Below are 25,225 nucleotides of genomic sequence, written 5' to 3'. Positions count from 1 at the left end.
CTCAAGCGGCGGCCCGTTCTCGAGGAGGACTCCATGTTTACCGGCATCATCGAATCCATCGGCAGCATTCGCGCACTCACCCCCAAGGGTGGGGATGTGCGGGTCCATGTCGAAACCGGCAAGCTCGACCTGAGCGACGTCAAGTTGGGCGACAGCATCGCCGTGAATGGCGTCTGCCTGACCGCCGTCGAGCTGCCGGGCAAAGGTTTCCTGGCGGATGTCAGCCGCGAAACCCTCGACTGCACCGCGATGAACGACCTCAAGAGTGGCAGCCCGGTCAACCTGGAAAAAGCCCTCACGCCCACTACGCGCCTGGGCGGGCACCTGGTCAGCGGCCACGTCGACGGTGTCGGTGAAGTGGTCTCGCGTACCGATAATGCCCGGGCCGTCGAGTTTCGCATTCGCGCCCCGAAAGAACTTGCCAAATACATCGCCCATAAAGGCTCGATCACCGTCGACGGCACCAGCCTGACGGTCAACGCGGTGGATGGCGCCGAGTTCATGCTGACGATCATTCCGCACACGCTGAGCGAAACCATCATGGCTTCGTACCGGCCAGGTCGCCGGGTCAACCTGGAAGTCGACCTGCTGGCCCGTTACCTGGAGCGCCTGTTGTTGGGCGATAAGGCCGCAGAGCCTGGCTCCCCACAAAAGCCGGGTAACATCACTGAAAGTTTTCTGGCCGCCAATGGCTACCTCAAATCCTGACGCAAGGGGGTGCCGCGTGGCGCTCAATAACATCGAAGAACTGGTTGAAGACATCCGCCAAGGCAAGATGGTCATCCTCATGGATGACGAAGACCGCGAGAACGAAGGCGACCTGATCATGGCCGCCGAATGCTGCAAGGCCGAACACATCAACTTCATGGCCAAGCACGCCCGCGGGCTGATCTGCATGCCGATGACCCGCGAGCGCTGCGAGCTGCTGAAGCTGCCGCTGATGGCGCCGCGCAACGGCTCGGGCTTCGGCACCAAGTTCACCGTGTCGATCGAGGCTGCCGAGGGCGTGACCACCGGTATCTCCGCCGCTGACCGCGCGCGCACCGTGCAAGCTGCTGCGGCCGCCGACGCCAAGGCCGAAGACATCGTCAGCCCCGGCCACATCTTCCCGCTGATGGCCCAGGCCGGCGGCACCCTGGCCCGCGCCGGCCACACCGAAGCGGCGTGCGACCTGGCGCGCATGGCCGGTTTCGAGCCCGCCGGGGTCATCTGCGAGGTGATGAACGACGACGGCACCATGTCCCGTCGCGCCGAGCTGGAAGCTTTCGCTGCCGAACACGACATCAAGATCGGCACCATCGCCGACCTGATCCACTACCGGATGATCCACGAACGTACCGTTCAGCGGATTGCCGAGCAACCGCTGGACAGCGAGCTGGGCCAGTTCAACCTGGTGACCTACCGTGATTCGGTGGAAGGCGACGTGCACATGGCGCTGACCCTGGGCACTGTTTGCGCTGAAGAACCGACCCTGGTTCGCGTGCATAACATGGACCCGCTGCGCGACCTGCTGATGGTCAAGCAGCCGGGCCGCTGGAGCCTGCGCGCCGCCATGGCCGCGGTGGCCGAGGCTGGCAGCGGCGTGGTGCTGCTGCTCGGACACCCGCTCGATGGCGACGTGCTGCTGGCGCATATCCGGGAAACCACCGAGCAACAACCGGTGAAAAAACCGACCACCTACAGCATTGTCGGTGCCGGTTCGCAGATCCTGCGTGACCTGGGCGTACGCAAGATGCGCCTGATGAGCGCGCCGATGAAGTTCAATGCGATATCCGGTTTCGATCTGGAAGTTGTAGAATACGTGCCCTCCGAATAATGGCCTGTGGATTTCGGCATTATCGTTAAGGCTTGTTAGATCCATCTGTGGCGAGGGAGCTTGCTCCCGCTGGGCTGCGTAGCGGCCCCATTGTGGGGGTTGCACACCCAAGCGGGAGCAAGCTCCCTCGCCACAGAAGGTGTGCAAGTGAACGAGATGACGGGATCCACAGCCCTGTATTCGTGGCTAATATCATTGAGGAGCGCGTATAGAACGTGCTCCGGCTCTTTAAGAGATCTGACGAATGACCCTGAAGACCATCGAAGGTACCTTCATCGCCCCCAAGGGCCGCTACGCGCTGGTAGTCGGCCGTTTCAACAGCTTTGTGGTTGAAAGCCTGGTCGACGGCGCGGTCGATGCCCTGGTTCGCCATGGCGTGAGCGAAGGCGACATCACCATCATCCGTGCGCCTGGCGCCTTCGAAATTCCGCTGGTTGCGCAAAAAGTCGCGCAAAAGGGCGAGTTTGCGGCGATCATCGCCTTGGGCGCGGTCATTCGTGGCGGTACTCCGCACTTCGAATACGTAGCTGGCGAATGCACCAAGGGCCTGGCCCAAGTGTCCATGGAATTCGGCGTGCCGGTTGCCTTCGGCGTACTGACCGTCGATTCCATCGAGCAAGCCATCGAACGTTCCGGCACCAAGGCCGGTAACAAAGGTGCCGAAGCTGCCCTGTCCGCCCTGGAAATGGTCAGCCTGCTGGCACAGTTGGAGGCCAAGTGATTAGCGACGAAAGCGATCGTTTCAACCCGCGCGATCCAAAGCCCGCGGACGCCGGCAAGCCTTCGAAGAGCGTCAAGCGCCGCGAAGCGCGTCAGCTGGCGACCCAGGCCCTGTACCAATGGCACATGGCCAAGCAATCGCTGAACGAGATCGAAGCGCAGTTTCGGGTCGATAACGATTTCAGTGATGTCGATGGCGCGTACTTCCGCGAAATCCTGCACGGCGTCCCGGCCCACAAGACCGAAATCGACAACGCCCTGGCACCTTGCCTGGACCTGACCATCGATGAGCTGGATCCGGTCGAGCTGGCGGTGTTGCGCCTGTCCACCTGGGAACTGATGCAGCGCGTCGACGTACCGTACCGCGTGGTGATCAACGAAGGGATCGAGCTGGCGAAAGTCTTCGGTTCCACCGACGGTCACAAGTTCGTCAACGGTGTGCTTGACAAGCTCGCCCCGCGCCTGCGTGAAGCTGAAGTGAAGGCGTTCAAGCGCTGATTGGCGCTTGTAACGACTGACTATGGGCGAGTTTGAGCTGATCCGTAACTACTTCGCTGCCGCGCCTTGCGCGCAGGGCGGCGAGGGCGTTGCGCTCGGGATCGGTGATGACTGCGCCTTGCTGGCCGTTCCTCCCGGGGAACAGCTGGCGGTGTCCACCGACACGCTGGTCGCCGGTGTGCATTTCCCGGATCCCTGCGATCCGTTCCTGCTCGGCCAGCGCTCGCTGGCCGTGGCGGTCAGTGACTTGGCCGCCATGGGTGCCAGCCCTTTCGCCTTTACCCTTGCCCTGACCCTGCCGACGGTAACCGCCGATTGGCTACAGGCGTATGCCCACGGGTTGAGCGAGATGGCCCGGGCATGCGGCGTGGCGTTGGTGGGGGGCGATACCACCCGGGGCCCGCTGAGCCTGACCTTGACCGTGTTCGGCCACGTGCCGTGCGGCCAGGCCTTGACCCGCAGCGGCGCGCAGCCCGGCGATCTGCTCTGTGTCGGCGGAGAATTGGGTAATGCCGCAGGTGCGTTACCGCTGGTGCTCGGCCAGCGCAGCGCCGAACCTGCGGTGGCCGAGCCGTTGTTGGCGCATTACTGGTCACCGCGACCGCAAATCGGCCTCGGCTTGGCACTGCGGGGCAAGGCCAGCGCGGCGATGGACATTTCCGATGGCCTGCTGGCGGATTGTGGGCATATTGCCCTGGCGTCCGGCGTCGCGTTGAGGGTTGAACGTGACCGGCTGCCGTTGTCCAACGCTCTGCTGGCGTTGCTTGGCGAGTCTGACGCGCAACACGCCGCCCTGAGCGGCGGGGACGACTACGTATTGCTGTTCACCGTGCCGTCGGTCCGATTGTCGGCGCTTCTGGCCGAAGGCTGGCCGATCCATGTGGTCGGCAATGTCACGGCGGGGCAGGGCGTCATGCTGGTCGACAGCCTTGGACGCGACATCACCCCGCAGATACGGGGCTATCAACATTTTCGGGAGACACCGTGACAGATCATCCCAACCAGGTTCCTGCGGAATTCGTTCCGCCCTCGGTCTGGCGCAATCCCTGGCATTTTTTGGCGTTTGGCTTCGGTTCGGGCACCTTGCCCAAGGCCCCGGGCACCTGGGGCTCGCTGGTTGCGCTACCCTTTATACCGTTGTGGCAGATGTTACCGGATTGGGGCTACTGGCTGATGCTGGGCATCACCATGCTGTTTGGCTTCTGGCTGTGCGGCAAAGTGGCGGATGACCTGCGGGTCCATGACCATGAAGGTATCGTCTGGGACGAAATGGTCGGCATGTGGATCACCTTGTGGCTGGTGCCTGAAGGTTGGCACTGGTTGTTGATGGGTTTCCTGGTGTTCCGCTTCTTCGATATCCTCAAGCCATGGCCGATCCGCTGGATCGACCGGAAGGTACACGGGGGTGTCGGCATCATGCTCGACGACGTGCTGGCCGGCGTTTTTGCCTGGCTTGCAATGCAAGGGTTGGTGTGGTGTTTCACCTGAGGGAACCAGGCATGGGCGTAAGCCGCGCATTTTTGCTATTGCTGTGTATCGGAGTGTTGTTCGGCGTGCTTGTGGCCGAGTCTGCGCCGCTGCCCGGCAAGATTCGCGCCGCCAGTGAAGAATGGGCCGATTACACCCAGGCCGACGGGCAGGGCATGGCGTGGGACATACTGCGTGAAGTGTTCGAGCCCGAGGGCGTCCAGCTGGAAACCCGTAGCGTGCCCTATACCCGTTCGATCGGGTTGGTGCAGCGTGGCGAAGTCGACGCCCAGGTGGGCGCCTATCGCGATGAATCCGAAGGCGTGCTTTATCCTCATTGGCACTACGACATTGATCACATCTATGCCTTGGGGCTCGCCTCCAAGCCCTCGCCGACGTTGGCGACGGTCGGTAATTATCGGCTCGTGTGGATGCGCGGCTACGAGTACAACCACTACCTGCCCAACATACGGCGTTTCAACGAGATTCATCGGTCCGTAGGTATCCTGCCGATGCTCGATCATGATCGTGCCGATTTTTATATCGATGCGTTGATGGAAATCCAGGATGTGCTCGCCAAGGCCAGCGATCCCCAGCAATACAAGCTCTCGCCGCTGATCAACCTGCCGTTGTACCTGGGTTTTGCCAACAACGAGAATGGACGTGCGTTGCGTGCGTTGTTCGACCGACGCATGGAAGTGCTGGTGAAGAACGGCCGGTTGAAGCCGATCTTCGAGCGGTGGAAACAACCCTATCCCTTTGACGAGAGCGGCAAGCCACCGAAGCCGTGATCAAACTTTTCGATGCTAATAGGCAGTAATTCAGCCTAAGCGTCCGTCGGATCGTGCTGTTACAATGCCCGCCTCTGCGAATCTCCAGTACTAGATCAGGAGCACACCGGTGCCTGTCGTTTTTGTTGCCGCTTCCAAGCTGCCAACGCCCTTTGCGCAATTCACCATGCATGGTTTTCTCGATGAAGCCACCGGTCGCGAGCACGTCGTGCTGAGCCTGGGTGATTTCGCCGATGGCGCTCCGGTACTTGGTCGCCTGCATTCCGAATGCCTGACGGGCGATGCCTTGTTCAGCCAGCGCTGCGATTGCGGCTCGCAACTGGAAGCCGCGTTGCAAGCCATTGCCCGGGAAGGTCGCGGCGTGCTGCTGTACCTGCGCCAGGAAGGGCGTGGCATTGGCCTGTTGAACAAGATCCGCGCCTACGAACTGCAAGACGGCGGTGCCGACACCGTGGAAGCCAACGAACGTCTTGGATTCGCCGCCGACTTGCGCGACTACAGCATCTGCCTGCCAATGCTGGAGCACCTGGGTATCAAGTCCTTGCGGCTGATGACCAACAACCCGCGCAAGGTCAAGGCGCTGACCGACATGGGCATCGTGGTGGCCGAGCGCGTGCCGCTTCATACCGGCCATAATCCCCACAACAAGCTCTACCTGGCAACCAAGGCCAGCAAGCTCGATCACATGATGGGCAACGAGCACCAGGGCGAGGTCGACCGGGCGTGACGCGCGGCCAGGTCCGGCGGCGGTTGGCCGTCAGTTGGTGGCAGTACCTTGCGCTGGCCTTGCTGCCGCTGTTCGTGATCAACGCCGTGTTTGGCCAGGGCGAGGCGATCCTGCCGGTGCTGGCGATGCCGTTGTTTATCGCCGGCATGGCGTCGATGTTTGTCAGCCTGCGGTTTTTCGGCGGCTATAAAAACGCCCTGATCGCCACGCAAAAATCCCTCGATACACCTGAAGAACCCCAGGCGTGGATCACCTTGGCGGCGCGGCGCCGCGCCGCCTTCCTGGTGGCCGGCCTGCCGGCCTGGATTGGCGCGTTGGCGGTGTTCGTCGGCCTTGAGGCGGTGCCGCTGGTGCTGCTGGCGTTATCCACCGCCGTGCTGTTCTACCTTTATCGCATTCCGCGTCAGCTCGGTTGATGCGTTTCTGGCTGGCGGTCCTCTTGCTGGCCGCCAGCGCCTCGACGGTGGCCGCTTCCCGCGTCGTCAGCCTGGCGCCCTCGCTCTCTGAAATCGTCGTTGAACTGGACTCCGCTGATTTGCTGGTGGGCGTGTTGGATGGCGGTGAGCGTCCGCCGATCCTCAAAAACCTGCCTTCCGTTGGCCGTTACGGCCAATTGGATATCGAGCGCCTGTTGAGCCTGAAACCCGATCTGCTCCTGCTCTGGCCCGGCAGTATCGGACCGGCCCAGCGTGAGCAGCTCAAGGCACTCGGCATCCCGATCTACGTCGCCGAGCCTCACGGCCTCGATCAGCTCATCACGCAAATTCAGGACATCGCCACCCAACTCGGCCGCCCGGAGCGGGGCGTGCAACGCGCGGCGCAGTTGCGCCTGCGCCTTGAGGCACTGCGCCAACGCTATAGGAGGGAGACGCCAGTGCCGGTGTTCTATCAGGTCTGGGATCGACCGCTGTATACCGTCGGCGGCAGGCAGATCATCAGTGACGCCCTGGCGGTATGCGGCGCGCGCAATGTGTTTGCTGACCTGAGCGTACCGGCGCCGCAGGTGAGTGTGGAGTCGGTGTTACAGCGTCAACCGCAGATGATCCTGGCCACGGATCAGGCACAGCTCGACGCCTGGAAAGCCTGGCCGGTGGCGCAGGGGCGACTTTTGCGGGTCGATGACAAAGGGCTGGAGCGGCCGAGCGGGCAGATGATCGAGGCGACGGCGCGGTTGTGCGGGTTGATCGCACCGGACAGGTAAAACCGCGGTGCCTCCTTCGCGAGCACTACGAGGTGTGGATTAGAGAGAGGGCGTCCAAGTCACCCCAAACAACCAGGCCCGACCTTCTTCCCGATACCCATACTGCCCACCGTCATGGCTATACAGCGCCCGGCTATAGCTCTTGTCCAACAGGTTATCCACCTTCATCTCCAGCTTCACTTCCCGGCTTGGCGCCCAGCTGCCACGCAACCCGAACAGGGCATAGCCGCCCAACGCATTGCGGTTGTTCTCATCGTCATAGCTGCTGCTCGCCGCTTGCCAGGTGGCACCGAGGCCCAGGCGATCGAATTGTCGGTCCAGGTCCAGGCTCAACGTGCGGCGGGCGCGGCGGGCCAGGGTGTGGCCGCTGTCGCGGTCGCGTGGATCGATGATGGCCAGGCCCAGGTTGCCCTGCCAACCGAACAATTCCTGTCGCAGGGTCGTCTCAAAGCCGTTGATCCTCGCCGACGCAACGTTCTGCGGACGAGAGTTGCTGCCGAAGATGATCGCGTCTTCCAGGTCCGTGCGGTAGAGGGAAGCCTCCAGACGCGCGCTGTCGCTCAGTTGGCTGCGCCATTGCAGTTCGTAGCTCTTGGCCGTTTCGGGTTTCAGGCCCGGGTTGCTGTAGTCCGGGTAGTACAGGTCGTTGAATGTGGGCGCGCGGAAGCTTTCGCTGTAGGTCAGCAACACATCGTTGTCCGGGTTGACCGGCAGGGTCAGGGTGCCGCTCCAACTGTTCTGGCCACCAAACTGCTGGTTCTGGTCGCGGCGCAGGCCCAGCTCTGTCGAAAAGGTATCGGCCTGGAAACGATGTTGGACAAACGCCGCGCGGTTCCAGCGGCTGTCTTCGTCGAAGGGTGTGCTGCTGTTGACCCGATCCTCATACCAGTCGCCGCCCAGGACCAGGCTGTTGCGCTCGTCCAGCGTCACATCGTTCTGCCAGGTCACCGAATCACGGTAAGTGTTGAAGACTTCGCGAACTTCACTGAGCTTGTCGAAGGTTTTCTCGCGGTTCTCGCTGTGGCTCAGTTCGAGGCGGGACTTCCAGGCCTCGTTGACCCGCCCGTCTACATAGCTGCTGAAGCTGCTCACGGCGAATTCGCTATAGGGTTGCTGGGGCAAGGATTCGAAGGTGTTGGGATCGAAGCGGCCGAACGGGTTGTCGTATTCACTTTTGCCACGGTTATCCAGCAGGTTGAGGCCGACTTCCAGGTCGTCGCTGGCGGCGTGGCTCAAGCTCAGGCTGAAGGACTGGTTGCGGTTGGCGTCGTCGTCTCGATCGCTGGCGTAAGACTCATGGGTCCGGTTGGTGCCCTCGGTTTCGTCCAGGCTGGCGCCCAGGTTGAAACGGGTTTGTTCGTCGCCTCCGGACAGGCCCACGCTGCGCTCCCAGGCCTGGTGGCTGCCGGCGCCCAGGTGCAGGCGCGGTTGCAGGCCTTGATCGTTGCCGCGTCGCGTGAATATCTGGATCACACCGCCCACCGCATCGGCGCCGTAGATCACCGAGCGCGAGCCACGCAGCACTTCCACGCGCTCGATCTGGTTGATATTCAGGCGTTGCAGGTTGCTGTCGCCGGAGGTGGCGTTGCCGATGCGCTGGCCGTCCACCAGCACCAGGCTCTGGGCCGATTTGGTGCCGCGGATGTAGATCCCCGGCAGGCTGCCACGCCCTCCGAGCGGTGCCACTTGCACGCCCGGCACGCGGCTGAGCAGGTCGGTGACACTGGCCGGTTGCAGGCGGTCGATGTCGTCGCGGGTAAAGATTGTATTGGCGGCGCTGCTGTCGTTGCGGGCCTCGACCTGGCGGTTCGCGCTGATCAGGATGTCGGGCAGCTTCAGGGCCTGGTCGCGTTCGAAGGTGTCGGCCAGCAGGTCGGGGACAGGGAGCAGGGCGAGGGTGAGGGCGAGGCGGCGTTTCATGGGGTTCCGGATATCAGATATGCACAAGGCCCCTGTGGGAACGAGAAAGCTCGCTCCCACAGGGGCTAGCGTTGGCTGGACTTACAGGCCCAACAGCTGCAACCGCAGCCGCACCGCCGCTTCGATCCCCACTTCGTCCAGCCCGCATTCGGCCAGCATCTGCGCTGGCTTGGCGTGTTCGACGTAGATATCCGGCAGCCCAAGGTGCAGCACTGACCTGAGGATGTTCTCCCGCGCCAGGAATTCGCTGACCGCTGCGCCGGCACCGCCCATGATGGCGTTTTCTTCGACGGTCACCAGCAGCTCATGGCTGCCGGCGATCTCGCGTACCAGGGCTTCGTCCAGGGGTTTGACGAAGCGCATGTCGACCACGGTGGCATCGAGTTTCTCGGCGACTTTCAGGGCTTCGGCCAGTTGCACGCCGAACACCAGCAAGGCGGTTTGCTTGCCTTGGCGGCGGATCACGCCCTTGCCGATCTCGATGGGTTCGAGGCCAGCCTCGATCGTCGCGTTCGGGCCGGTGCCGCGCGGGTAGCGCACCGCCGCCGGACCATCGAACAGGTGGCCGGTGGTGAGCATCTTGCGCAGTTCGTTTTCATCGCTTGGCGTCATCACCAGCATGCCGGGAATGCAACGCAGGTAAGACAAATCGAAGCTGCCGGCGTGGGTCGGGCCGTCTTCGCCCACCAGGCCGGCACGGTCGATGGCGAACAGCACATCGAGGTTCTGCACCGCCACGTCATGAATCAATTGGTCGTAGGCGCGTTGCAGGAACGTCGAATAGATCGCCACCACGGGCTTGGCGCCTTCGCAGGCCATGCCGGCCGCAAGCGTCACGGCATGTTGTTCGGCAATCGCCACGTCGAAATAGCGCTGCGGATAGCGTTCACTGAACGCCACCAGGTCCGAGCCTTCCTTCATCGCCGGGGTGATGCCCACCAGGCGCGGGTCGGCGGCGGCCATGTCGCACAGCCATTGGCCGAACACGCCGGAATACTTCGGCCCGCCGGCCTTTTTCGGCGCGGCGGCCGGGGCGTCCAGGGGTTCGAGCTTGGTGATGGCGTGGTAGCCGATCGGGTCGACTTCCGCCGGGGCGAAGCCTTTGCCTTTCTTGGTGACCACGTGCAGGAACTGCGGGCCCTTGAGGTCGCGCATGTTGCGCAGGGTGGCGATCAGCGTGGGCAGGTCATGGCCGTCGATGGGGCCGATGTAGTTCCAGCCCAATTCCTCGAACAGCGTGCCGGGGACCAGCATGCCCTTGGCATATTCTTCGGTGCGGCGGGCGATTTCCCAGGCGCCGGGCAAGCGCGACAGCACTTTCTTGCTGCCTTCGCGCATGCTGGCGTAGGTGCGGCTGGAAAGGATCTTCGCCAGATAGTTGGACAGCCCGCCAACGTTGCGCGAGATCGACATGTCGTTGTCGTTGAGGATCACCAGCATGTTGGCATCGACTTCCGGCGCGTGATTGAGCGCCTCGAAGGCCATGCCAGCGGTCAGTGCACCGTCGCCGATCACGGCAATCGCCTTGCGCTCGCTGTTTTGCAGCCGGGCGGCAATCGCCATGCCCAGGGCGGCGCTGATGGAGGTGCTGGAGTGGCCGACGCCAAAGGTGTCGTATTCACTCTCGGAGCGGCGCGGGAAGGCAGCGATGCCGTCCTTCTGGCGCAACGTGCCCATGCGGTCGCGACGACCGGTGAGGATTTTATGCGGATACGCCTGGTGGCCGACGTCCCACACCAGCCGGTCGTCAGGGGTGTCGAACACATAATGCAGCGCGATGGTCAGCTCGATGACGCCCAGGCCCGCGCCGAAATGCCCACCGGTCTGGCCGACCGTGTAGAGCAGTTCCAGGCGCAACTCATCGGCCAGGGTCTCCAGCTCGGCTTCACCCAGGCGACGCAGGCCGTCCGGCGTGTTGGCGCGGTCCAGCAGGGGCGTGGCCGGGCGTGTGCGGGGAATCTCTTGGAACGTCGTGGGCATCAGGCGAATCGTTATAGGTATAAAAGAGGCGGCAGTTTACCTTATGCATCGCAAGCTGCCCACGCGTCGGCCGGAAGTTGGCCGATACGCACTTAAATGGGGTTGACCGTGTATCAACTGCGTCGTTCGACGATATACCGCGCCAGGTCGCGCAACGGCTCGGCTGCCGCGTCAAACGGTCGCAGCGCGTCCAGCGCCTGGTCGCGCAATTCCAGGGCGTAGGCCTTGGCGGCGTCAAGACCCAGCAGGGCCGGATAGGTCGGCTTGTCGCGGGCGACGTCGGCGCCCTGGCGCTTGCCCAGGGTCTGGGTATCGCTTTCGACGTCGAGGATGTCGTCCTGCACCTGGAATGCCAGGCCGATGGCCCGGGCATAGGTCTGCAAGGCTTGCAGTTGTGCGGGCGTGGCCCGGCCGCTGGCCAGGGCGCCGAGCCGGACGCTGGCTTCGATCAAGGCGCCGGTCTTGTGCCGGTGCATGTATTCCAGCGCATCCTGATCAAGCTTCAAACCCACCGAGCCGAGGTCGATGGCCTGGCCGCCGACCATTCCGGCCGGGCCTGCCGCCAATGCCAGGGCGTTGACCATATCCAGGCGAACCTGTGCCGGGCAATCGCTCAGGGCCGGGTCCAGCAGGGCGCTGAAAGCCAGGCTCTGCAAGCCGTCGCCGGCCAGGATCGCGCAGGCTTCGTCGAATTTCTTGTGGGTCGTTGGCTGGCCGCGACGCAGGTCGTCGTCATCCATGGCCGGCAGATCGTCATGCACCAAAGAGTAAGCATGGATCAGCTCCACCGCGCAGGCTGCGCCGTTGGCCTGTTCGGCCTGGCCGCCCAAGGCTTCGCACGCGGCATAGGCCAGCAGCGGGCGCACGCGTTTGCCGCCGTTCATCACGCTGTAGCGCATGGCTTCGTACAGGCGCGCCAGTTCCGGGCCCGGGGCGCTGAACAAGGTATCCAGGGCAGCATTGACCCGGGCCTGGCTGCTGGCCTGATACGCGCCGATCATTCAGGCTGTTCCGCATCGAAAGGCTCTTCGGTCAGCTCGCCGTCGCGTTCGAGCAACAACTGCACCTTCTGTTCGGCCTGGGCCAGCGCTGCCTGGCAGTCGCGAGTCAAGCCGATACCCTGCTCGAAGGCGGTCAGCGAGTCTTCCAGCGACAATTCGCCGTTCTCCAGGCGCTCGACCAGCGTTTGCAGGTCGGCCAGAGATTGTTCGAAATCCATTGCAGCTTTTTTGCGGGCCATGGCGGCTATTCCGGTTGACTGTTAAACCGGCGCGACACTAGCAGACATGGGGTGTTCGGGCAAATCAGGACCGCCGGGCGTCACCCCGATCAGCAAGGATGTCGGAACCTGTGGCAAGGGGAAAATCCCCTCGCCACAGATGATCTCAATCAGCGGGATAGTTGATTCTGTAACGGGTACTGCGTCCGCCACCGGGCATCCGCGCCAGGCAGCCTTTTTCCAGCAACTCCGCCAGGTGTCGCGTTGCCGTCGCCTTTGAGACCTTGGCCACGGCCTGGTATTGAGCGGCACTGATCCCCTGTTCGAACCCTTTTTCACCTCCATCGAGTAGCCGGTTAAGCACTTTGGTCTGTTCAGGGGTGAAAGCTGAGGCGCGATGGGCCTGCCAGAACCGTGTCTGCCCAGCACGCTTTCGATTTGCGCCATCGCTGTATGCAGGCTGCGCAACAGCGTTTGCAGAAACCAGGTCAGCCAGGCGGTGATATCCAGCGTGGCCTTCTGGCTGTTTTCAAGGATTCGGTAATAACCGGCGCGGTCATCCAGGATGCTTACGGACATGGCGTAGAAGCGGATCGCCTGGGCCTCGCCCTGGGCCAGTGCCAGGTCGGTCAGGGTGCGGGTCAGGCGACCATTGCCATCGTCGAATGGGTGCAGGGTGACAAACCAGAAATGAGTGATGCCGGCTCGCAACAACGGGTCGAGGTCGGTCTGATGACGGCTCGCCTCGAACCAGTCGACAAACCGCTGCAACTGCTCTTCAAGACGAATGAGCCGAATAATAGCGCTATTCGGCTCATTTCGTGAGCCGAATAAATCCTCTATTCGGCTCACGCCCCCCTCAGTACGTGATTTCCCACACAGAATCGCGCGTTGCCCGATTGTGAAAAAACCGTCAAATCGATACTCTTCGCGCCATCTACGGCCCCCTTGCGACGGGGCCTTCAGACGAAACCTGAATAATGACAAGCGCGCTGAGGATCAGCGCCGGGTTGCGTCGTGCATGGCAGGAGGCATACGTGCGTTTTCTTTCTTTATTGATCGTGTTGCTCGGCGCGCCGCAGGCGTGGGCCGGGCCTTCCGCTGAAATGTCGGAGCCGGTCGGCGGCTGGCGTTACCACGGCTTGCTCGATCGCACGGAAAACCCCCAGGTCGCCTACCCGACGCCGCCCATCGATCGCGGCATCCAGCGCAACCGCACCATGATCGAAGGCCGGCTCAAGGCCATGGGCACGGCGCGCCAGCCCCACAGCCTGGCGGTCAACGGCAATCCGCTGAATCTCTACACCGATGACGAGGGGCGTTTCGCCCGGCCGTATGCATTTGGCGCCGGCTCCAACAGCGTCGAGGTGCGCAGCTCCGAAGGCCAATCCCTCAAGCGCGTGCAATTCTACGAAGCCAACAACCTGCGCACCCCGGCTCAGATCCGCGTGGTGCTGGGCTGGGACGACCCCAAGGCCGAACTTGACCTGCATATCGTCACACCCGACGGCCAACATGCCTTTTTCGGCCAGCCTGCCCTGAGTAACGGCGGTGGCCTCGACCCGGACGGCGTCGATGGTCCCGGCCCCGAGATGTTCACCATGACCGCGCCGATGCATGGCACCTACCTGGTCTACGTGAATTATTGGGGCAACTACGGCAGCGGCGGCTACAACTTCGATGAAACCAGCAACCAGAACGAGGTGATCACCTCGCAGATCAACCTGGTGCTCAACGAAAACACAGTCGATGAAAAACGCGAGACCTTTGTCGTGCCCCTGCGCGCCATTGGCGATCTGTTGCTGGTCAAGACGTTCAACTATTAAGTACTCCGCTCCACGGATGAATAGGCCCTTGTGAATATGAGCGACAACACTGCTTCCCCGACCACGCCGACACCTGTCGCCAAACCTGCACGCCGCTGGCCGGTGATTCTGCTCGGGCTGTGCCTGGTGGCCGGGGCGGCCGGCGGGTTGGGCTGGTTCATGACCAAGCCCAAGGCGCCGCCCATGGCGCTGGCGTTGGAAAAACTCGGCGTGAGTCGTCCCGACGGCTTGATCGAGGCCCATTCCCTGAGCCAGTTGCCGAAGGATCTGTTGGCGGTGCCGTTCCTCAAGGCCACGCTCACCGAAGACTTCGTTTTCTATTACGAAGCCCATGCCGACCGCCTGGGCTTGATCGGCAGCCTGCGCCGGATCATCTACGAGCATGATCTCAAGCTGCAGGACAGCCTGATCGAGCAACTTTTCGACCAGCCGGCGGACGTGGCGTTGTGGCGCGGGGCGGACGGCCGTCTCAAGGATTTTTTGCTGGTGATGGATCGCGGCGGGTTGGCAAAGGTGCTGGAGCCGCTGGCGAAAGTCGCGCTGGATGACACCCAGTTGAGCAAGCTGGGTGACTTGAAGGTGAGCGGCGATGAAGTTGCGCTCTACCAGCTCAGCTATAACGCCAGCAAATCCCTGGTTTTCGCCTCCCATGGCGACAAGCTGGTCGTGCTGTCCAACCCGACCAAGCTCTACGACCCAGGCCATGGCCCTACCGACGAACGTGGCATGGTCTCGACCCAGGCCCTGGAGGCGCTGCTGGCCGGGGAAAAGCTGTTCCCCGAAGCGTTCGGCCTGACGGCCAAGGCGCCAGAGGTCAAGCAACGCATCTCGGTCAACGCCAGCGTGCTTGCCATGGGTTACCAGCGGTTCATCCCGAACTTCGCCGGCTTGCGCTTCGACATGGATGACAAGGGCTGGCACAGCTTCCTGGCCATGGACGAAGTGGAAAACCAGCCTGACTTCGACTTCAAGCCCATCTGGCAAGCCATGCCCATGGGCGCCAGCGCCTGCGTAGCGTTGCCCCTGGCCGCTGAACAGCAGAAACCGTTGCTGGTGAAACTCGGCGCCGAGGAAAAAGCCGCCCAGGCCATGGTCGATCATGTGGCGGGCGCGGCGGGCCTGTGCTGGTACGCTGATTCGCGGCTGTATACGCCGCTGTTGGTAGCGAGCCTGAACGAAGACGACGGCAAGCTCGACGCCGACCTGGGCAACCTGTTCGGTTCGATGGTCGGCGCCTATGAAAACAACGTTGCCGAACACGCCTTCCCGGTAGTGGAGAAGCAAGAAGGGTCGATGCACCAGTGGCAACGCCAGGTCAGCTCCAACTTCGGTGCGTATCCGGCCAAGGAAGCCGAGCAACCCGAGGCGATCACCGGCAAGGCGTTCATGCGCGTCAGCCTGGCGCGCCACGGTTCCACCTTGCTGTTCTCCCTCGACGACAAGTTGGTGGACAAGGCCCTCGGCACGCTCGACAAACGTTTCCCGCCCATGGCCGACGTGGTGCCCAAGGACCTGCTGATGCCGGTCTACTTCGGCCCGGACTCCATGGCGCAACTGATGCAGCGCGAAACCCTCGACAGCCTGCCCCAGGACATGGAGCCGGTGTTCTACAACGCCGCGCAAACCTACCTGATCCCCAAGCTGCGCACCCTCGGCGGCTACGGCAAGTACGCCCTGACATTGCCTGAAGGCAGCGAGCCGGACGGCCACTGGCAGTGGCTGCCGCTGGAATGGAAAGCGCTGTGACAGGACTGATCGGCAAGCGCGCGTGTGGGTTGCTGCTGGCGCTGCTGCTCGTCGGGCCGGCGCTTGCCGTCGAGGCGCCGGCGCTGGATGCACAGCAATCCCAGGTCTTTCGCGCCTGGTTCGTGCGCATTGCCCAGGAACAACTGACCAAAGGCCCGAGCCCGCGCTGGTACCAGCAGGACTGTGCCGGCCTTGTGCGTTTCGCGGCCAATGAAGCGCTGAAGGTCCATGACGAAAAATGGTTGCGCAGCAATGGCCTGTCCAATCGCTACCTGCCGCCGGAACTGCCGCTGAGCGATGAGCAACGACGCCTTGCCCAGCAATGGCAACAGGGCGGCGGCAAGGTCGGCCCCTACGTCAACGCGATCAAGCTGATCCAGTTCAACAGCCGCCTGGTGGGCCGGGATGTCACCCAGGCCCGCCCCGGCGACCTGATGTTCTTCGATCAGGGCGATGACCAGCATCTGATGATCTGGATGGGCCGCTACATCGCTTATCACACCGGCACCACCACCCCAACCGACAACGGCATGCGCTCCGCAAGCCTGCAACAACTCATGAACTGGAAGGACACCCGATGGATACCCGACGCAGCCAACCCCAACTTCATCGGCGTCTATCGACTCAACTTTCTCACCCAATGACCGGTGCCCGCATGCTGCGCTTGTGTTCGAAACTGCCCCTGCTGTTCGCTTTGTTGCTGGCGCCCCTGGTGAATGCTGAAGACACGGTGGAGGCCAGCGGCTACACGCCGGTGTCCGGTGAAAGCTTTTTCCTGCTGGCCGACAGCAGCTTTGCCAGCGACGAGCAGGCCATGGTCCGCCTTGAAGCCCCGGGTCGCGATTACCGTCGGTTCCGGATGGAGCCCTACGGCGGTGCCGATATCCGCGTCTATCGCATCGAAAAACCGCTGGAGTTCCTCAAGCGCCAGAAGAACCTGCATCGCGTGGTCAGCGATGGCCAGTTCAAGGGTGAAGGCTTGTCCAACACCCTCGCGTACCTGTGGGACAACTGGTACCGCAAGTCCCGTCGAGTGATGCAGCGGGCGTTCTCCTACGAGTCGCGCCAGCAGGTCACCGAGGAAGTGCCGGAGCTGAAGATCGGCAACGCCCTGGTTGCGCCGACGCCGTACGACGCACCGGCGCAATTCGCGTTGATCCCGGGCCTGCCGGTGGTGAGTCAGTTCCGCTATCCGTTGTGGCAGGCCAAGCCGATCCAGCCGCCAGCCGGGGTCAACCTGGCCGGTTCGTCCAGTCAGTTCGTCAGCGTCGCGCCGGGCAACGTCTATGTGCCGCTGGGCCAGTTGAAGCCAGGGCTGTACCTGGTGGAAGCGCTGATCGGCAAGTACCGCGCGACCACCATGGTCTTCGTCTCCAACACCGTGGCCGTGAGCAAGATTGCCGGTGACGAATTGCTGGTCTGGGCCGCGCGCAAGCATGAAGGGCGTTCGGTGCCCAAGGTCAACGTGTTGTGGACCGACGGCCTGGGCGTGATGAACAGCGGTGCCACCGACGAAGACGGCTTGCTGCGCCTCAAGCACGTCAGCCCGGAGCGTTCGTTCGTCATTGGTGAAGACGAGGAGGGCGGGGTATTCGTCTCCGAGAACTTCTATTACGACAGCGAAATCTACGACACCAAGCTCTATGCCTTCACCGATCGCCCGCTGTATCGGCCGGGGGATTGGGTGTCGTTGAAAATCGTCGGTCGTGAGTTCAAGAACGCCCGCGATTCGGTGCAACCGACCGCCGCCGACGTCAACGTCAGCGTGCTCGACGCCACCGGCACGGCGCTGCAAACCCTGGCCCTGAAGCTCGATTCCAAGGCTGGTACACAAGGCCGTTTCCAACTGCCGGAAAATGCCGTGGCCGGTGGCTATGAGCTGCGCTTGCGCTACAAGGACCAGCTCTACAGCAGCGCCTTCCGCGTCGCCGAATACATCAAGCCGCACTTCGAGATCGCGCTGAACCTGGCCAAGCAGGATTACCGCACCGGCGAGCCGGTCAAGGGCAACCTGGTGCTGCTCTACCCGGACGGCAAGCCGGTGGTGAACGCCAAGGTCAGCCTGAGCCTGCGGGCCCAGCAACTGTCGATGGTCGATAACGAGCTGCAATACCTCGGGCAATTCCCGGTGGAGCTGACCAGCAGCGAAGTGACCACCGATGACAAGGGCAACGCCACGCTCGATCTGCCGGCCGCCGACAAGCCGAGCCGCTACACCCTCACCGTGTTCGCCAGCGATGGCGCGGCGTACCGGGTCAAGACCACCAAGGAAATCCTCATCGACCGCGGCGCGGCGAATTTCCGCCTGGGCGCACCTCGACGTTTCAGCGCAGCGGGTGAGAAAGTCGCGTTCAGCTACGCCAACGAAGGCGGCAACGAACAAAGCAAAGCCGTGACGCCGGGCAGCTATGCCTGGGTGCGCCTGGAAGATCAGACCACCGGCGAAGGCAAGCTCGCCGCCAAGGACAATGGCTTCAGCCTGACCTTCGACCGTCCCGGCACCTACAACCTGACGCTCAAGGACGATCATGGCCGGGTCATCGGCGCGGCGAGCCACGCAGTGACGGGCGAAGGCATCAAGGCTGTTCCGGGCACGGTCGAAATCGTCCTCGATAAAACCGAATACAAGACCGGTGACGAAGCCTTGGCATTGATCACCTTCCCGGAACCGGTCAACGATGCACTGTTGTCCCTGGAGCGGGACAAGGTCGAGGCCACGGCGATGCTCTCCAAAGGCGCTGACTGGCTGAAAATGGAGAAGCTCAGCGATACCCAGTACCGCGCACGCATCGCCGTGAAGGATAACTTCGCGCCGAACCTGACCTTCTCCGTGCTGTACACCAAGGGCGGCCAATACAGCTTCCAGAACGCCGGCATCAAGGTCGTTGCGCCGCAGATCGACGTAGCGATCACCACCGACAAAGCCACCTATCGTCCTGGCGACACGGTGACCGTCGACCTGAGTACCCAGTTCTCCGGCAAGGCGATCCCGGCGCACCTGACGGTCAGCGTCGTCGATGAAATGGTCTACGCGCTGCAACCGGAAGTCGCGCCGACCATCGATCAGTTCTTCTACCACCCGCGCCGTAACAACGTGCGCACCAGCGCCAGCCTGTCGTTCATCAGCTACGACGTGGCGTTGCCGGGCAGCCCCGGCGCACCGGGCAAGGCCAACCGCAGCGAGCGCGGGGTGAAGGTGCTGGAGCGGCCGCGTCGTGAAGACGTCGACACGGCCGCCTGGCAGCCGGAGCTGGTGACCGACGCCAGCGGCAAGGCGCGCTTTACCTTCAAGATGCCGGACTCGCTGACACGCTGGCGCATCACCGCGAAAGCGATTGCGGACGACGGCCAAGTGGGCCAGAAGAAGCAATTCATCGCCTCGGAGAAACCGCTGTACCTGAAGTGGAGCGGCCCGACTCGCTTCCGCATGGGCGACAAGCCGCAACTGGGCCTGTTCGCTTTCAGCCAATCCGAGAAGCCGTTGAAAGCCGAGTTGCTGATCCGCTACGCCGGCGCTGAACAGCGTGTGGTGGCGGAGTTGAAAAATGGCATCAACTACGTGGCGTTGCCGGCGCTGGAACTGAGCAGCGGCGACTTGAGCGTCCAATTGCAACTGAACGGTGAAACCCAGGACAGCCTGGCCCTGCACCTCAATGCCAGCGGCAACGGTTGGCAAGTCACCCAGAGCCAGCGCCTCGACGTGGTCAGCGGCGACACGCCGCTGAACCTGCCGGCGGACGCCAGCGATATCCGCCTGCGCCTGGATGACAGCCCGCAAGCGCTGTTCCGTTCGGCCCTGGATGAGTTGCTGAGCTATCCCTATGGCGGCGTCGAGCAGACCGCCAGCCGCTTGCTGCCGTTGAGCATCGCGTATCCGACCCTGGCGTCGAACCCGCAGATCCGCGATCGCTTGCGGTTGATCATGCAAAACAGCCGCTTGCGCCTGGTTCAAATGGCCGGGCCTTCGGCGAGTTTCACCTGGTGGGGCCAGGACGGTGAGCCTGACGCGTTCCTCACCGCCTACGCCTATTACGCCGACTGGCACGCCAGCAAGGCCCTGGACCTGAACCTGCCGCCGGAACATTGGCAGCGGGTGTTGGAGGTCTACGCCAAGCAGGCCGGTGATACGCCGCTGCTGCAGCGAGCGTTGATCCTGTCGTTCGCCAAGCAGATGCAGTTGCCGGTCAATACCTTGCTCGGCGGGCTGATGGATGATCTGGCGAAAGCCAGTGAAGACAGCACCGAAAGCGTGCTGGACAGCGGTGAAGACAGCCTGGTCATGTACGCGCCGGATTCGGCCCTTGGCCTGGCCAGCGCCCGCGTGCTGACGGCGTCCCTCGCCAAGCAGGCGAAGGTGCCGTTGCCCACGGCCTTCAGCCGCCAGGCCGACGCCGCGCAACAGCAACTGGAGCTGAGCTCGCAGCCGTTCGTCGAGGCTTTGCTGCTGTCGCTTCAGGGCTTCGATCAGGCCCGCGCCACGGCTCTGTTGGAACGTGTGCTGCCGCAACAGTCCACCTTGGAGCGCGCCCTGGCCCTGACATGGTTGCAACGCAGCATCGAACAGGCCGCGCCGGCCGTGGCCCTGGCGCCGGGCGAAGGCTGGGCCGCCAAGCAAGGTGCGACCGGTGAAACCTACTGGCAATGGCAGGGCGCGCAGCTTCCAACGCAGCTGACCCTGACCGGCGCCCAAGAGCGTCCGTTGCAAGCGGCACTGAGCTTCCAGAGCCAGCAAGCACCCGCGGCGCCGATGGCCGTGTCCATTACCCGTCGCTTGTCGCGCCTGGTACCGGGCGACGAGGCCTTCACCTTCAAGCTCGAAGCCGTGGGCAACAAGCCGTTGTCCAGCGACGCTCTCTACCTGGATGAGGTGATCATCAACAGCAAGGCCGCGACGCCGCTGCGCTACGGCATGCTCGAAGTACCGTTGCCGCCGGGCGCCGATGTGGAGCGCACCACGTGGGGCATCCAATTGATGGGCAAGGCCGACAGCGAGCCGACGTCTCTGGAAAAGGCGCGCTTCGAGCCGGGCCAGATGGCTTACGCAGTGCCCGTGGACGCCCTCAGTGGCGAGCTGCGCCTGCGGCACTTGGTGCGCTTCTCCCAGAAGGGGCAGTTCACCTTGCCGCCGGTGCGTTTCACTCAGGTCTACGCGCCACAGAACCAGGCGCGCGAACAGAAACCGGCGCTGGGTCAGGTGACGGTCAACTGACATGCGCAGGCCTTGGGGCTGGTGGTTGTTGTGCTTGATTCCTGCGCTGGCGACAGCGCAGGAGGAGCCATTGCGCCTGGCTTTCGACGGTCAACTGGTGCGCGTGAGCCAGACCCAGGTACTGGATCGCCAGCCGTTGCCCGATTCCTTGCAGGCACCGTTGGGCAGCCTGTGGAAGCTGTTTGTCTACGCCTGGCTGGTGGACACCAATGCTCGTGAACCTGTCTATGAATGTCGCGGCGAGTCGAAAGAAGAAGTCTATTGCTGCAACGCCGGGCAGAGCATTGGCCGCGACCAGGCATTGGTGAAGTCCTGCGGTCTGTATTTCGAACCGCAGCGGCTCGGGCTGTCGGCCTCGAACTGGCGGGATTACTGGCAGGCGCGTCAGGCGCCGAAATGGCTGTCGGACCTGCCGGCCTTGCAGCCGCAAACGCAGGTGCCGGTGGCCGAGCTGCTCAAGGCGTTGGCGACGCTGCCGGCCCAGGAGCAGGCCCGACGGGTTCTGCTCGATGTGGTGCTTGGCGCGGCGGATGGCCGCTTGGTCGGCCAGTTGGGCAGTCGCCTGCGGGTCAAGACCTGGAGCTGGCTGGGTGATCAGGGACCTTTGTCGCGCCAGGGCGGTTTTGCCGGTTGGTTGGTCGATGGTACGCCGGTGTGGGCCGGTGGGCGCGGCACCAGCCAGCAGGTCCTGAAGAAATACGGCGATGGCCTGGCCACGGCGCTGCCGTCCCGCTGGCCGGCGGAAACCGGGCGCTGCGTGGAAGTCGACCTGTTTGCCCGCTATCCGTTGCAGCGAGTGATGGCCGGCGAGCGCCCAGCCACGCCGGGTCAACTGCGCGGGGACTACCGCGTCGAATTCACCAACGGCAACCAACTGGACATCCACAGCGACGGCGAACTGTTCCTGTTGCCCGGCAAGCTGGTGGCGCGACTGGACCGGGAGGAATACGTTGCCCGGGTGTTGCAGCGCGAAGCCAAGGCCGAACCCGCCGAAGCGGCCAAGGCATTGGCGGTGGCAATTCGCACCTACCTGCTGCAGAACGCCCAGCGCAATGGCGATTGCCTGAGCATAGACGACAGCAGTCATCGCCAACGCGTCGCGCCACGTCCGGCGGCGCCTGAAAACCGTGCCATCGCGGCGTGGACCAGCGACCTGGTCCTGGCTGGCACCGATGTCACCTACCACTCCGATCAACCCGGTCCGGACAAATTGTCCTGGGCCCAGGCTGTCGAGCAGGCCAAGAGCGGCCAACGCTACGACGCGATCCTGCTGCATGCGTACCCGCGCGCCAGCCTCAGTCGTTGGGACAACCCCGTGGCTTCCTGCGAAGCATTGCCCGCCGCGCAGGATTGGCTGTTGAAGCAGCGACGTGGCTGGCGCCAACGCCTGGAAAGCGAAGTGGGCTACATCGAAATCAGTGCCTTCGCGGTGTGCCGCGTCGCCTTCGGCCGGCCGTATGTCGACCGCGAGCGCCAACGCATCTACGTGCGCGGCGTGCTGTCGCTGCAAGACCGCCTCGACCTGACCCATGAATATCTGCACCTGGCCTTTGAAGCTCACCCCAATGGCCAGGACGAAAACTACATCGAAGGGCTCGCCCGTCACCTCTTGCTGGAATAGACCATGACACTCCGTTATCCACAGGTCTTGCTGTTGCTATGCGCCCTGACCGCGTTGCCACCGGCCATGGCCGCCGACCCCGACAAGCTCGATACTCTCAAGCTGGAAACCCCTGTCGGCGGCTGGCGCAGCGGCGCGCCGGGGGGCGAGGGCGAACGCTTCAGCCAGACCGTCAACTACCCGGCCTCGTCGGTCAACACGCCCCAGGGCCAGGCCAATACCGCCCGCATCACCGGCCAGATCAAAGGCACGCCGAAGAGCAATGAGCCGGGCCAACTCATCGTCAACGGCGTGAGCTTGCCATTGAAGCTCGACGAGGAAGGGCGCTTCGACCGGCCATTCTCGTTTCCCAATGGCAGCAACAGCGTTGAGGTGCGCAGCGCCGATGGCCAGCAGCGCCACCGCACGCAATTTCTCAACACCAGCGGCGGCGCCACCCCGGCCAAGTTGCGGGTGTTGCTGACCTGGGACAGCGACGGCACCGACCTGGATCTGCATCTGGTCACGCCCGATGGCGGGCACGTCTGGTACGGCGACCGCGCCATCGCCAACGGCGCCGCCCTGGATGTCGACGTCACCACCGGCTACGGCCCGGAAATCGTTGCCATGCCGGCACCGATCAAAGGGCAGTACCTGGTGTATGTGAACTACTACGGCGGCGGGTACGGCAGTGAAGAAGACGGCGAAGAGGGCGGAACAGTGGGGCTGGCGCAACAAGCCCTGACCACGGCGAAAGTCACCGTCATCACCGAAGAGGGCACGCCCAGCGAGAAGATGGAAACCTTCGTGGTGCCGATGCGGGCGGTGGGCGAGCTGACGTTGGTCAAGAGTTTCAGCTATCCGTAGACCTGTGGGATCAGCATTTGTGACAAGAAAAATCTCACGCGTGAGCTATTGTGAGGTCGTGAAGTTGCCTGTAGTGTTTCTCACGCGTGAGTTTTTCACAGTGGGGTCCGTACCATGCCAACCAGCTCTCCATCAGATCCGCGTGACGGGTCTGTGACCGATTCAGCGAGCCGCACGGGAGAGCGCGCCAAACCCTCCGCGAAAAAGCCGTCGAGCTTCTACATGAAGCAGATGCGCGCGGGCCTGAGTGCCGCCGGGTATGTGAAACACGAGACTTGGGTGCTTCCTGAAAACCGAAGCCTGCTCAAGCAAATGGAGAAACAGCTACGCCAACCGATTCTGGCTGGCCCATTCATGTCGGAGGATTACATGAGCGCAGGTAACAACTGGAACATCGATCGCCTCTACAGCGCCCTTCAGGCCCTGGACGAAGTGGTCGCGAACGACATCACCCTCTCCCTCGTCCAAGGCTCCGAGTCCAGCATCAAGCTGGAAATGAATGACTTCGGTGGCTTGCCAATCTACATCGCCGTGGTCGGCGACCAGATCATCGTCGATACCGTGCTGGTGGACGTCGAGTCGATCAACGATGTCGCGGCATTCAACGACGCCGTATTGCGCAGCCGGGAAATGTTCCCGCTGTCGTCCATCGGCATCGAGACCATGCCCAACGGACAGGTCGTCTACAACATGTTCGGTGCCTTGAGCTCCGACTCCAGCCTGACCAACGTCGTCACCGAGGTCAAAACCCTCGTCGACAACGTCCAGCGCGCCAGCGAAGCCTTCGAACGCTTCTTCATTTAATTCGCCGAACAGGAACCATCCAATGACTCAGTCCATCTGGAGCAAGTTGTTCACCGCACTGCGTGGCGGTGCCAACGAAGTCGGCGAATCGATCGTCGACCAACAGGCCCTGCGCATCCTCGACCAGGAAATCCGCGACGCCGACACCGCGCTGGCCAATGCCAAGCGCGAGCTGGTCACCATCATGGCCAAGCACAAGCTGGCGACCGATCGCGTCGCTGAATACAACGCCAAGATCAAGGACCTGGAAGCCAAGGCCCTGGCCGCGATCCAGGCCAACCGCGAAGACCTGGCGCTGGAAGTGGCCGAAGCCATTTCGACCCTGACCAACGAACTGGACGCCGAGCAAAAGCACGCGACCGAATTCGGCGGTTACGCGGACAACATGCGCAAGGACATCACCAAGGCCGAAAGCCGCATCAAGAGCCTGCGCCAGCAGGTGGACATGGCCAAGGCCCGGGAAAGCGTGCAGAAGGCCCAAGTCAGTGCCTCGATCGCCAGCGGCGGCGCCAACGGCAAGCTGGAAACCGCCGTCGGGACCCTCAACCGCCTGCAAGCCAAGCAGCAGCAACGTGCCGCTGAACTGCAAGCCCAGGACGAGCTGGCCGAGGCTTCGACCGGCTCCGACCTGGAGCGCAAGCTGCGCGATGCCGGCATCACGCCGAACGAAGGCAGCGCCAATGCGATCCTGGAACGCCTGAAGAAAAAATCGGCTGAGTAAAATCGAGGCAGGCCGAACACAAAACCTGTGGCGAGGGGATAAATCCCCTCGCCACAAGGATTGAGCCAGGCCCGCCTGCTCATCGGATTTATTGTTACGCAGGTACTTCTATC

Annotated in this window: 22 protein-coding genes and 1 pseudogene; 18 read left to right on the top strand and 5 right to left on the bottom strand. The window is 63.0% G+C overall.

Annotated elements, in window-relative coordinates:
- Nucleotides 1-33: 33 nt before the first annotated feature.
- From VQ575_RS23565 to VQ575_RS23520, 10 genes are all read left to right on the top strand, one after another.
- The gene (locus VQ575_RS23565) at nt 34-708 is read left to right on the top strand and encodes a riboflavin synthase (protein WP_325918522.1); all 675 of its coding nucleotides are present in this window, start codon (nt 34-36) and stop codon (nt 706-708) included.
- Between the two features lie 16 nt (nt 709-724).
- The gene (gene ribBA, locus VQ575_RS23560) at nt 725-1,816 is read left to right on the top strand and encodes a bifunctional 3,4-dihydroxy-2-butanone-4-phosphate synthase/GTP cyclohydrolase II (RefSeq protein WP_039594267.1); all 1,092 of its coding nucleotides are present in this window, start codon (nt 725-727) and stop codon (nt 1,814-1,816) included.
- Between the two features lie 244 nt (nt 1,817-2,060).
- The gene (gene ribH / locus VQ575_RS23555; RefSeq protein ID WP_039594266.1) at nt 2,061-2,537 is read left to right on the top strand and encodes a 6,7-dimethyl-8-ribityllumazine synthase; all 477 of its coding nucleotides are present in this window, start codon (nt 2,061-2,063) and stop codon (nt 2,535-2,537) included.
- The gene (gene nusB, locus VQ575_RS23550; protein WP_039594265.1) at nt 2,534-3,034 is read left to right on the top strand and encodes a transcription antitermination factor NusB; all 501 of its coding nucleotides are present in this window, start codon (nt 2,534-2,536) and stop codon (nt 3,032-3,034) included. The genes ribH and nusB overlap by 4 nt, the downstream gene beginning before the upstream one ends.
- 22 nt (nt 3,035-3,056) lie before the next feature.
- On the top strand, nt 3,057-4,022 hold the full coding sequence (gene thiL, locus VQ575_RS23545) for a thiamine-phosphate kinase (protein WP_039594264.1): 966 nt from the start codon (nt 3,057-3,059) through the stop codon (nt 4,020-4,022).
- A complete protein-coding gene (locus tag VQ575_RS23540; RefSeq protein ID WP_039594263.1) occupies nt 4,019-4,522 on the top strand; it encodes a phosphatidylglycerophosphatase A family protein in 504 nt (167 codons plus the stop codon). The genes thiL and VQ575_RS23540 overlap by 4 nt, the downstream gene beginning before the upstream one ends.
- Nucleotides 4,523-4,533: 11 nt before the next feature.
- Nucleotides 4,534-5,292, top strand: coding sequence for a substrate-binding periplasmic protein (locus VQ575_RS23535; protein WP_325918520.1), 759 nt, complete (start codon nt 4,534-4,536; stop codon nt 5,290-5,292).
- A gap of 109 nt (nt 5,293-5,401) precedes the next feature.
- Nucleotides 5,402-6,019 (top strand): GTP cyclohydrolase II, encoded by a 618-nt coding sequence (gene ribA / locus VQ575_RS23530; protein WP_030140454.1) that lies wholly within the window; start codon nt 5,402-5,404, stop codon nt 6,017-6,019.
- Nucleotides 6,016-6,435 (top strand): hypothetical protein, encoded by a 420-nt coding sequence (locus VQ575_RS23525; RefSeq protein ID WP_039594261.1) that lies wholly within the window; start codon nt 6,016-6,018, stop codon nt 6,433-6,435. Before ribA ends, VQ575_RS23525 begins: the two co-directional genes overlap by 4 nt.
- Nucleotides 6,435-7,220: a cobalamin-binding protein gene (locus VQ575_RS23520; RefSeq protein WP_325918518.1), complete on the top strand. Its 786-nt coding sequence runs from the start codon at nt 6,435-6,437 to the stop codon at nt 7,218-7,220. The genes VQ575_RS23525 and VQ575_RS23520 overlap by 1 nt, the downstream gene beginning before the upstream one ends.
- A gap of 39 nt (nt 7,221-7,259) precedes the next feature.
- Here VQ575_RS23520 and VQ575_RS23515 read toward each other — a convergent pair whose 3' ends face one another.
- The 5 genes and pseudogenes from VQ575_RS23515 to VQ575_RS23495 all read right to left on the bottom strand — a co-directional run.
- Nucleotides 7,260-9,140 carry a TonB-dependent receptor domain-containing protein gene (locus tag VQ575_RS23515; RefSeq protein WP_325918516.1) on the bottom strand — a complete coding sequence of 627 codons (1,881 nt, stop codon included), beginning with the start codon at nt 9,138-9,140 and terminating at the stop codon, nt 7,260-7,262.
- 81 nt (nt 9,141-9,221) lie between these two features.
- The gene (gene dxs, locus VQ575_RS23510) at nt 9,222-11,120 is read right to left on the bottom strand and encodes a 1-deoxy-D-xylulose-5-phosphate synthase (protein ID WP_039594258.1); all 1,899 of its coding nucleotides are present in this window, start codon (nt 11,118-11,120) and stop codon (nt 9,222-9,224) included.
- 113 nt (nt 11,121-11,233) lie between these two features.
- Nucleotides 11,234-12,121 (bottom strand): (2E,6E)-farnesyl diphosphate synthase, encoded by an 888-nt coding sequence (gene ispA, locus VQ575_RS23505; RefSeq protein ID WP_039594257.1) that lies wholly within the window; start codon nt 12,119-12,121, stop codon nt 11,234-11,236.
- Nucleotides 12,118-12,360: an exodeoxyribonuclease VII small subunit gene (locus VQ575_RS23500; protein WP_039594256.1), complete on the bottom strand. Its 243-nt coding sequence runs from the start codon at nt 12,358-12,360 to the stop codon at nt 12,118-12,120. The genes ispA and VQ575_RS23500 overlap by 4 nt, the downstream gene beginning before the upstream one ends.
- A 145-nt stretch (nt 12,361-12,505) precedes the next feature.
- Nucleotides 12,506-13,122, bottom strand: a pseudogene (locus VQ575_RS23495) (Fic family protein); the annotation flags it as partial.
- Nucleotides 13,123-13,376: 254 nt separating this feature from the next.
- Here VQ575_RS23495 and VQ575_RS23490 point away from each other — a divergent pair.
- The 8 genes from VQ575_RS23490 to VQ575_RS23455 all read left to right on the top strand — a co-directional run bounded on the left by VQ575_RS23490 (nt 13,377) and on the right by VQ575_RS23455 (nt 25,112).
- Entirely contained in the window at nt 13,377-14,165 is a 789-nt protein-coding gene (locus tag VQ575_RS23490) for a YfaP family protein (RefSeq protein WP_039594255.1), read from the top strand.
- Between the two features lie 36 nt (nt 14,166-14,201).
- Nucleotides 14,202-15,911 carry a DUF2138 domain-containing protein gene (locus tag VQ575_RS23485; protein WP_325918515.1) on the top strand — a complete coding sequence of 570 codons (1,710 nt, stop codon included), beginning with the start codon at nt 14,202-14,204 and terminating at the stop codon, nt 15,909-15,911.
- Entirely contained in the window at nt 15,896-16,555 is a 660-nt protein-coding gene (locus VQ575_RS23480; protein ID WP_039594253.1) for a DUF1175 domain-containing protein, read from the top strand. Before VQ575_RS23485 ends, VQ575_RS23480 begins: the two co-directional genes overlap by 16 nt.
- Nucleotides 16,552-21,120 carry an alpha-2-macroglobulin family protein gene (locus VQ575_RS23475; protein ID WP_325919907.1) on the top strand — a complete coding sequence of 1,523 codons (4,569 nt, stop codon included), beginning with the start codon at nt 16,552-16,554 and terminating at the stop codon, nt 21,118-21,120. The genes VQ575_RS23480 and VQ575_RS23475 overlap by 4 nt, the downstream gene beginning before the upstream one ends.
- 1 nt (nt 21,121) lies before the next feature.
- Nucleotides 21,122-22,741, top strand: a complete 1,620-nt coding sequence (locus VQ575_RS23470; protein WP_325918513.1) for a DUF2300 domain-containing protein — start codon at nt 21,122-21,124, stop codon at nt 22,739-22,741.
- A gap of 3 nt (nt 22,742-22,744) precedes the next feature.
- Nucleotides 22,745-23,587 (top strand): YfaP family protein, encoded by an 843-nt coding sequence (locus tag VQ575_RS23465; RefSeq protein WP_045157055.1) that lies wholly within the window; start codon nt 22,745-22,747, stop codon nt 23,585-23,587.
- 222 nt (nt 23,588-23,809) lie between these two features.
- On the top strand, nt 23,810-24,391 hold the full coding sequence (locus VQ575_RS23460; RefSeq protein ID WP_155402020.1) for a YjfI family protein: 582 nt from the start codon (nt 23,810-23,812) through the stop codon (nt 24,389-24,391).
- A 22-nt stretch (nt 24,392-24,413) separates the two neighbouring features.
- Entirely contained in the window at nt 24,414-25,112 is a 699-nt protein-coding gene (locus VQ575_RS23455) for a PspA/IM30 family protein (RefSeq protein ID WP_039594249.1), read from the top strand.
- Nucleotides 25,113-25,225 lie beyond the last annotated feature (113 nt).

The organism is Pseudomonas frederiksbergensis, from assembly GCF_035751725.1.
Lineage (GTDB): Bacteria > Pseudomonadota > Gammaproteobacteria > Pseudomonadales > Pseudomonadaceae > Aquipseudomonas > Aquipseudomonas frederiksbergensis_A.
The sequence above is the reverse complement of the archived record's forward strand: the minus strand, read 5'-3'. Positions and strand labels throughout refer to the sequence as shown.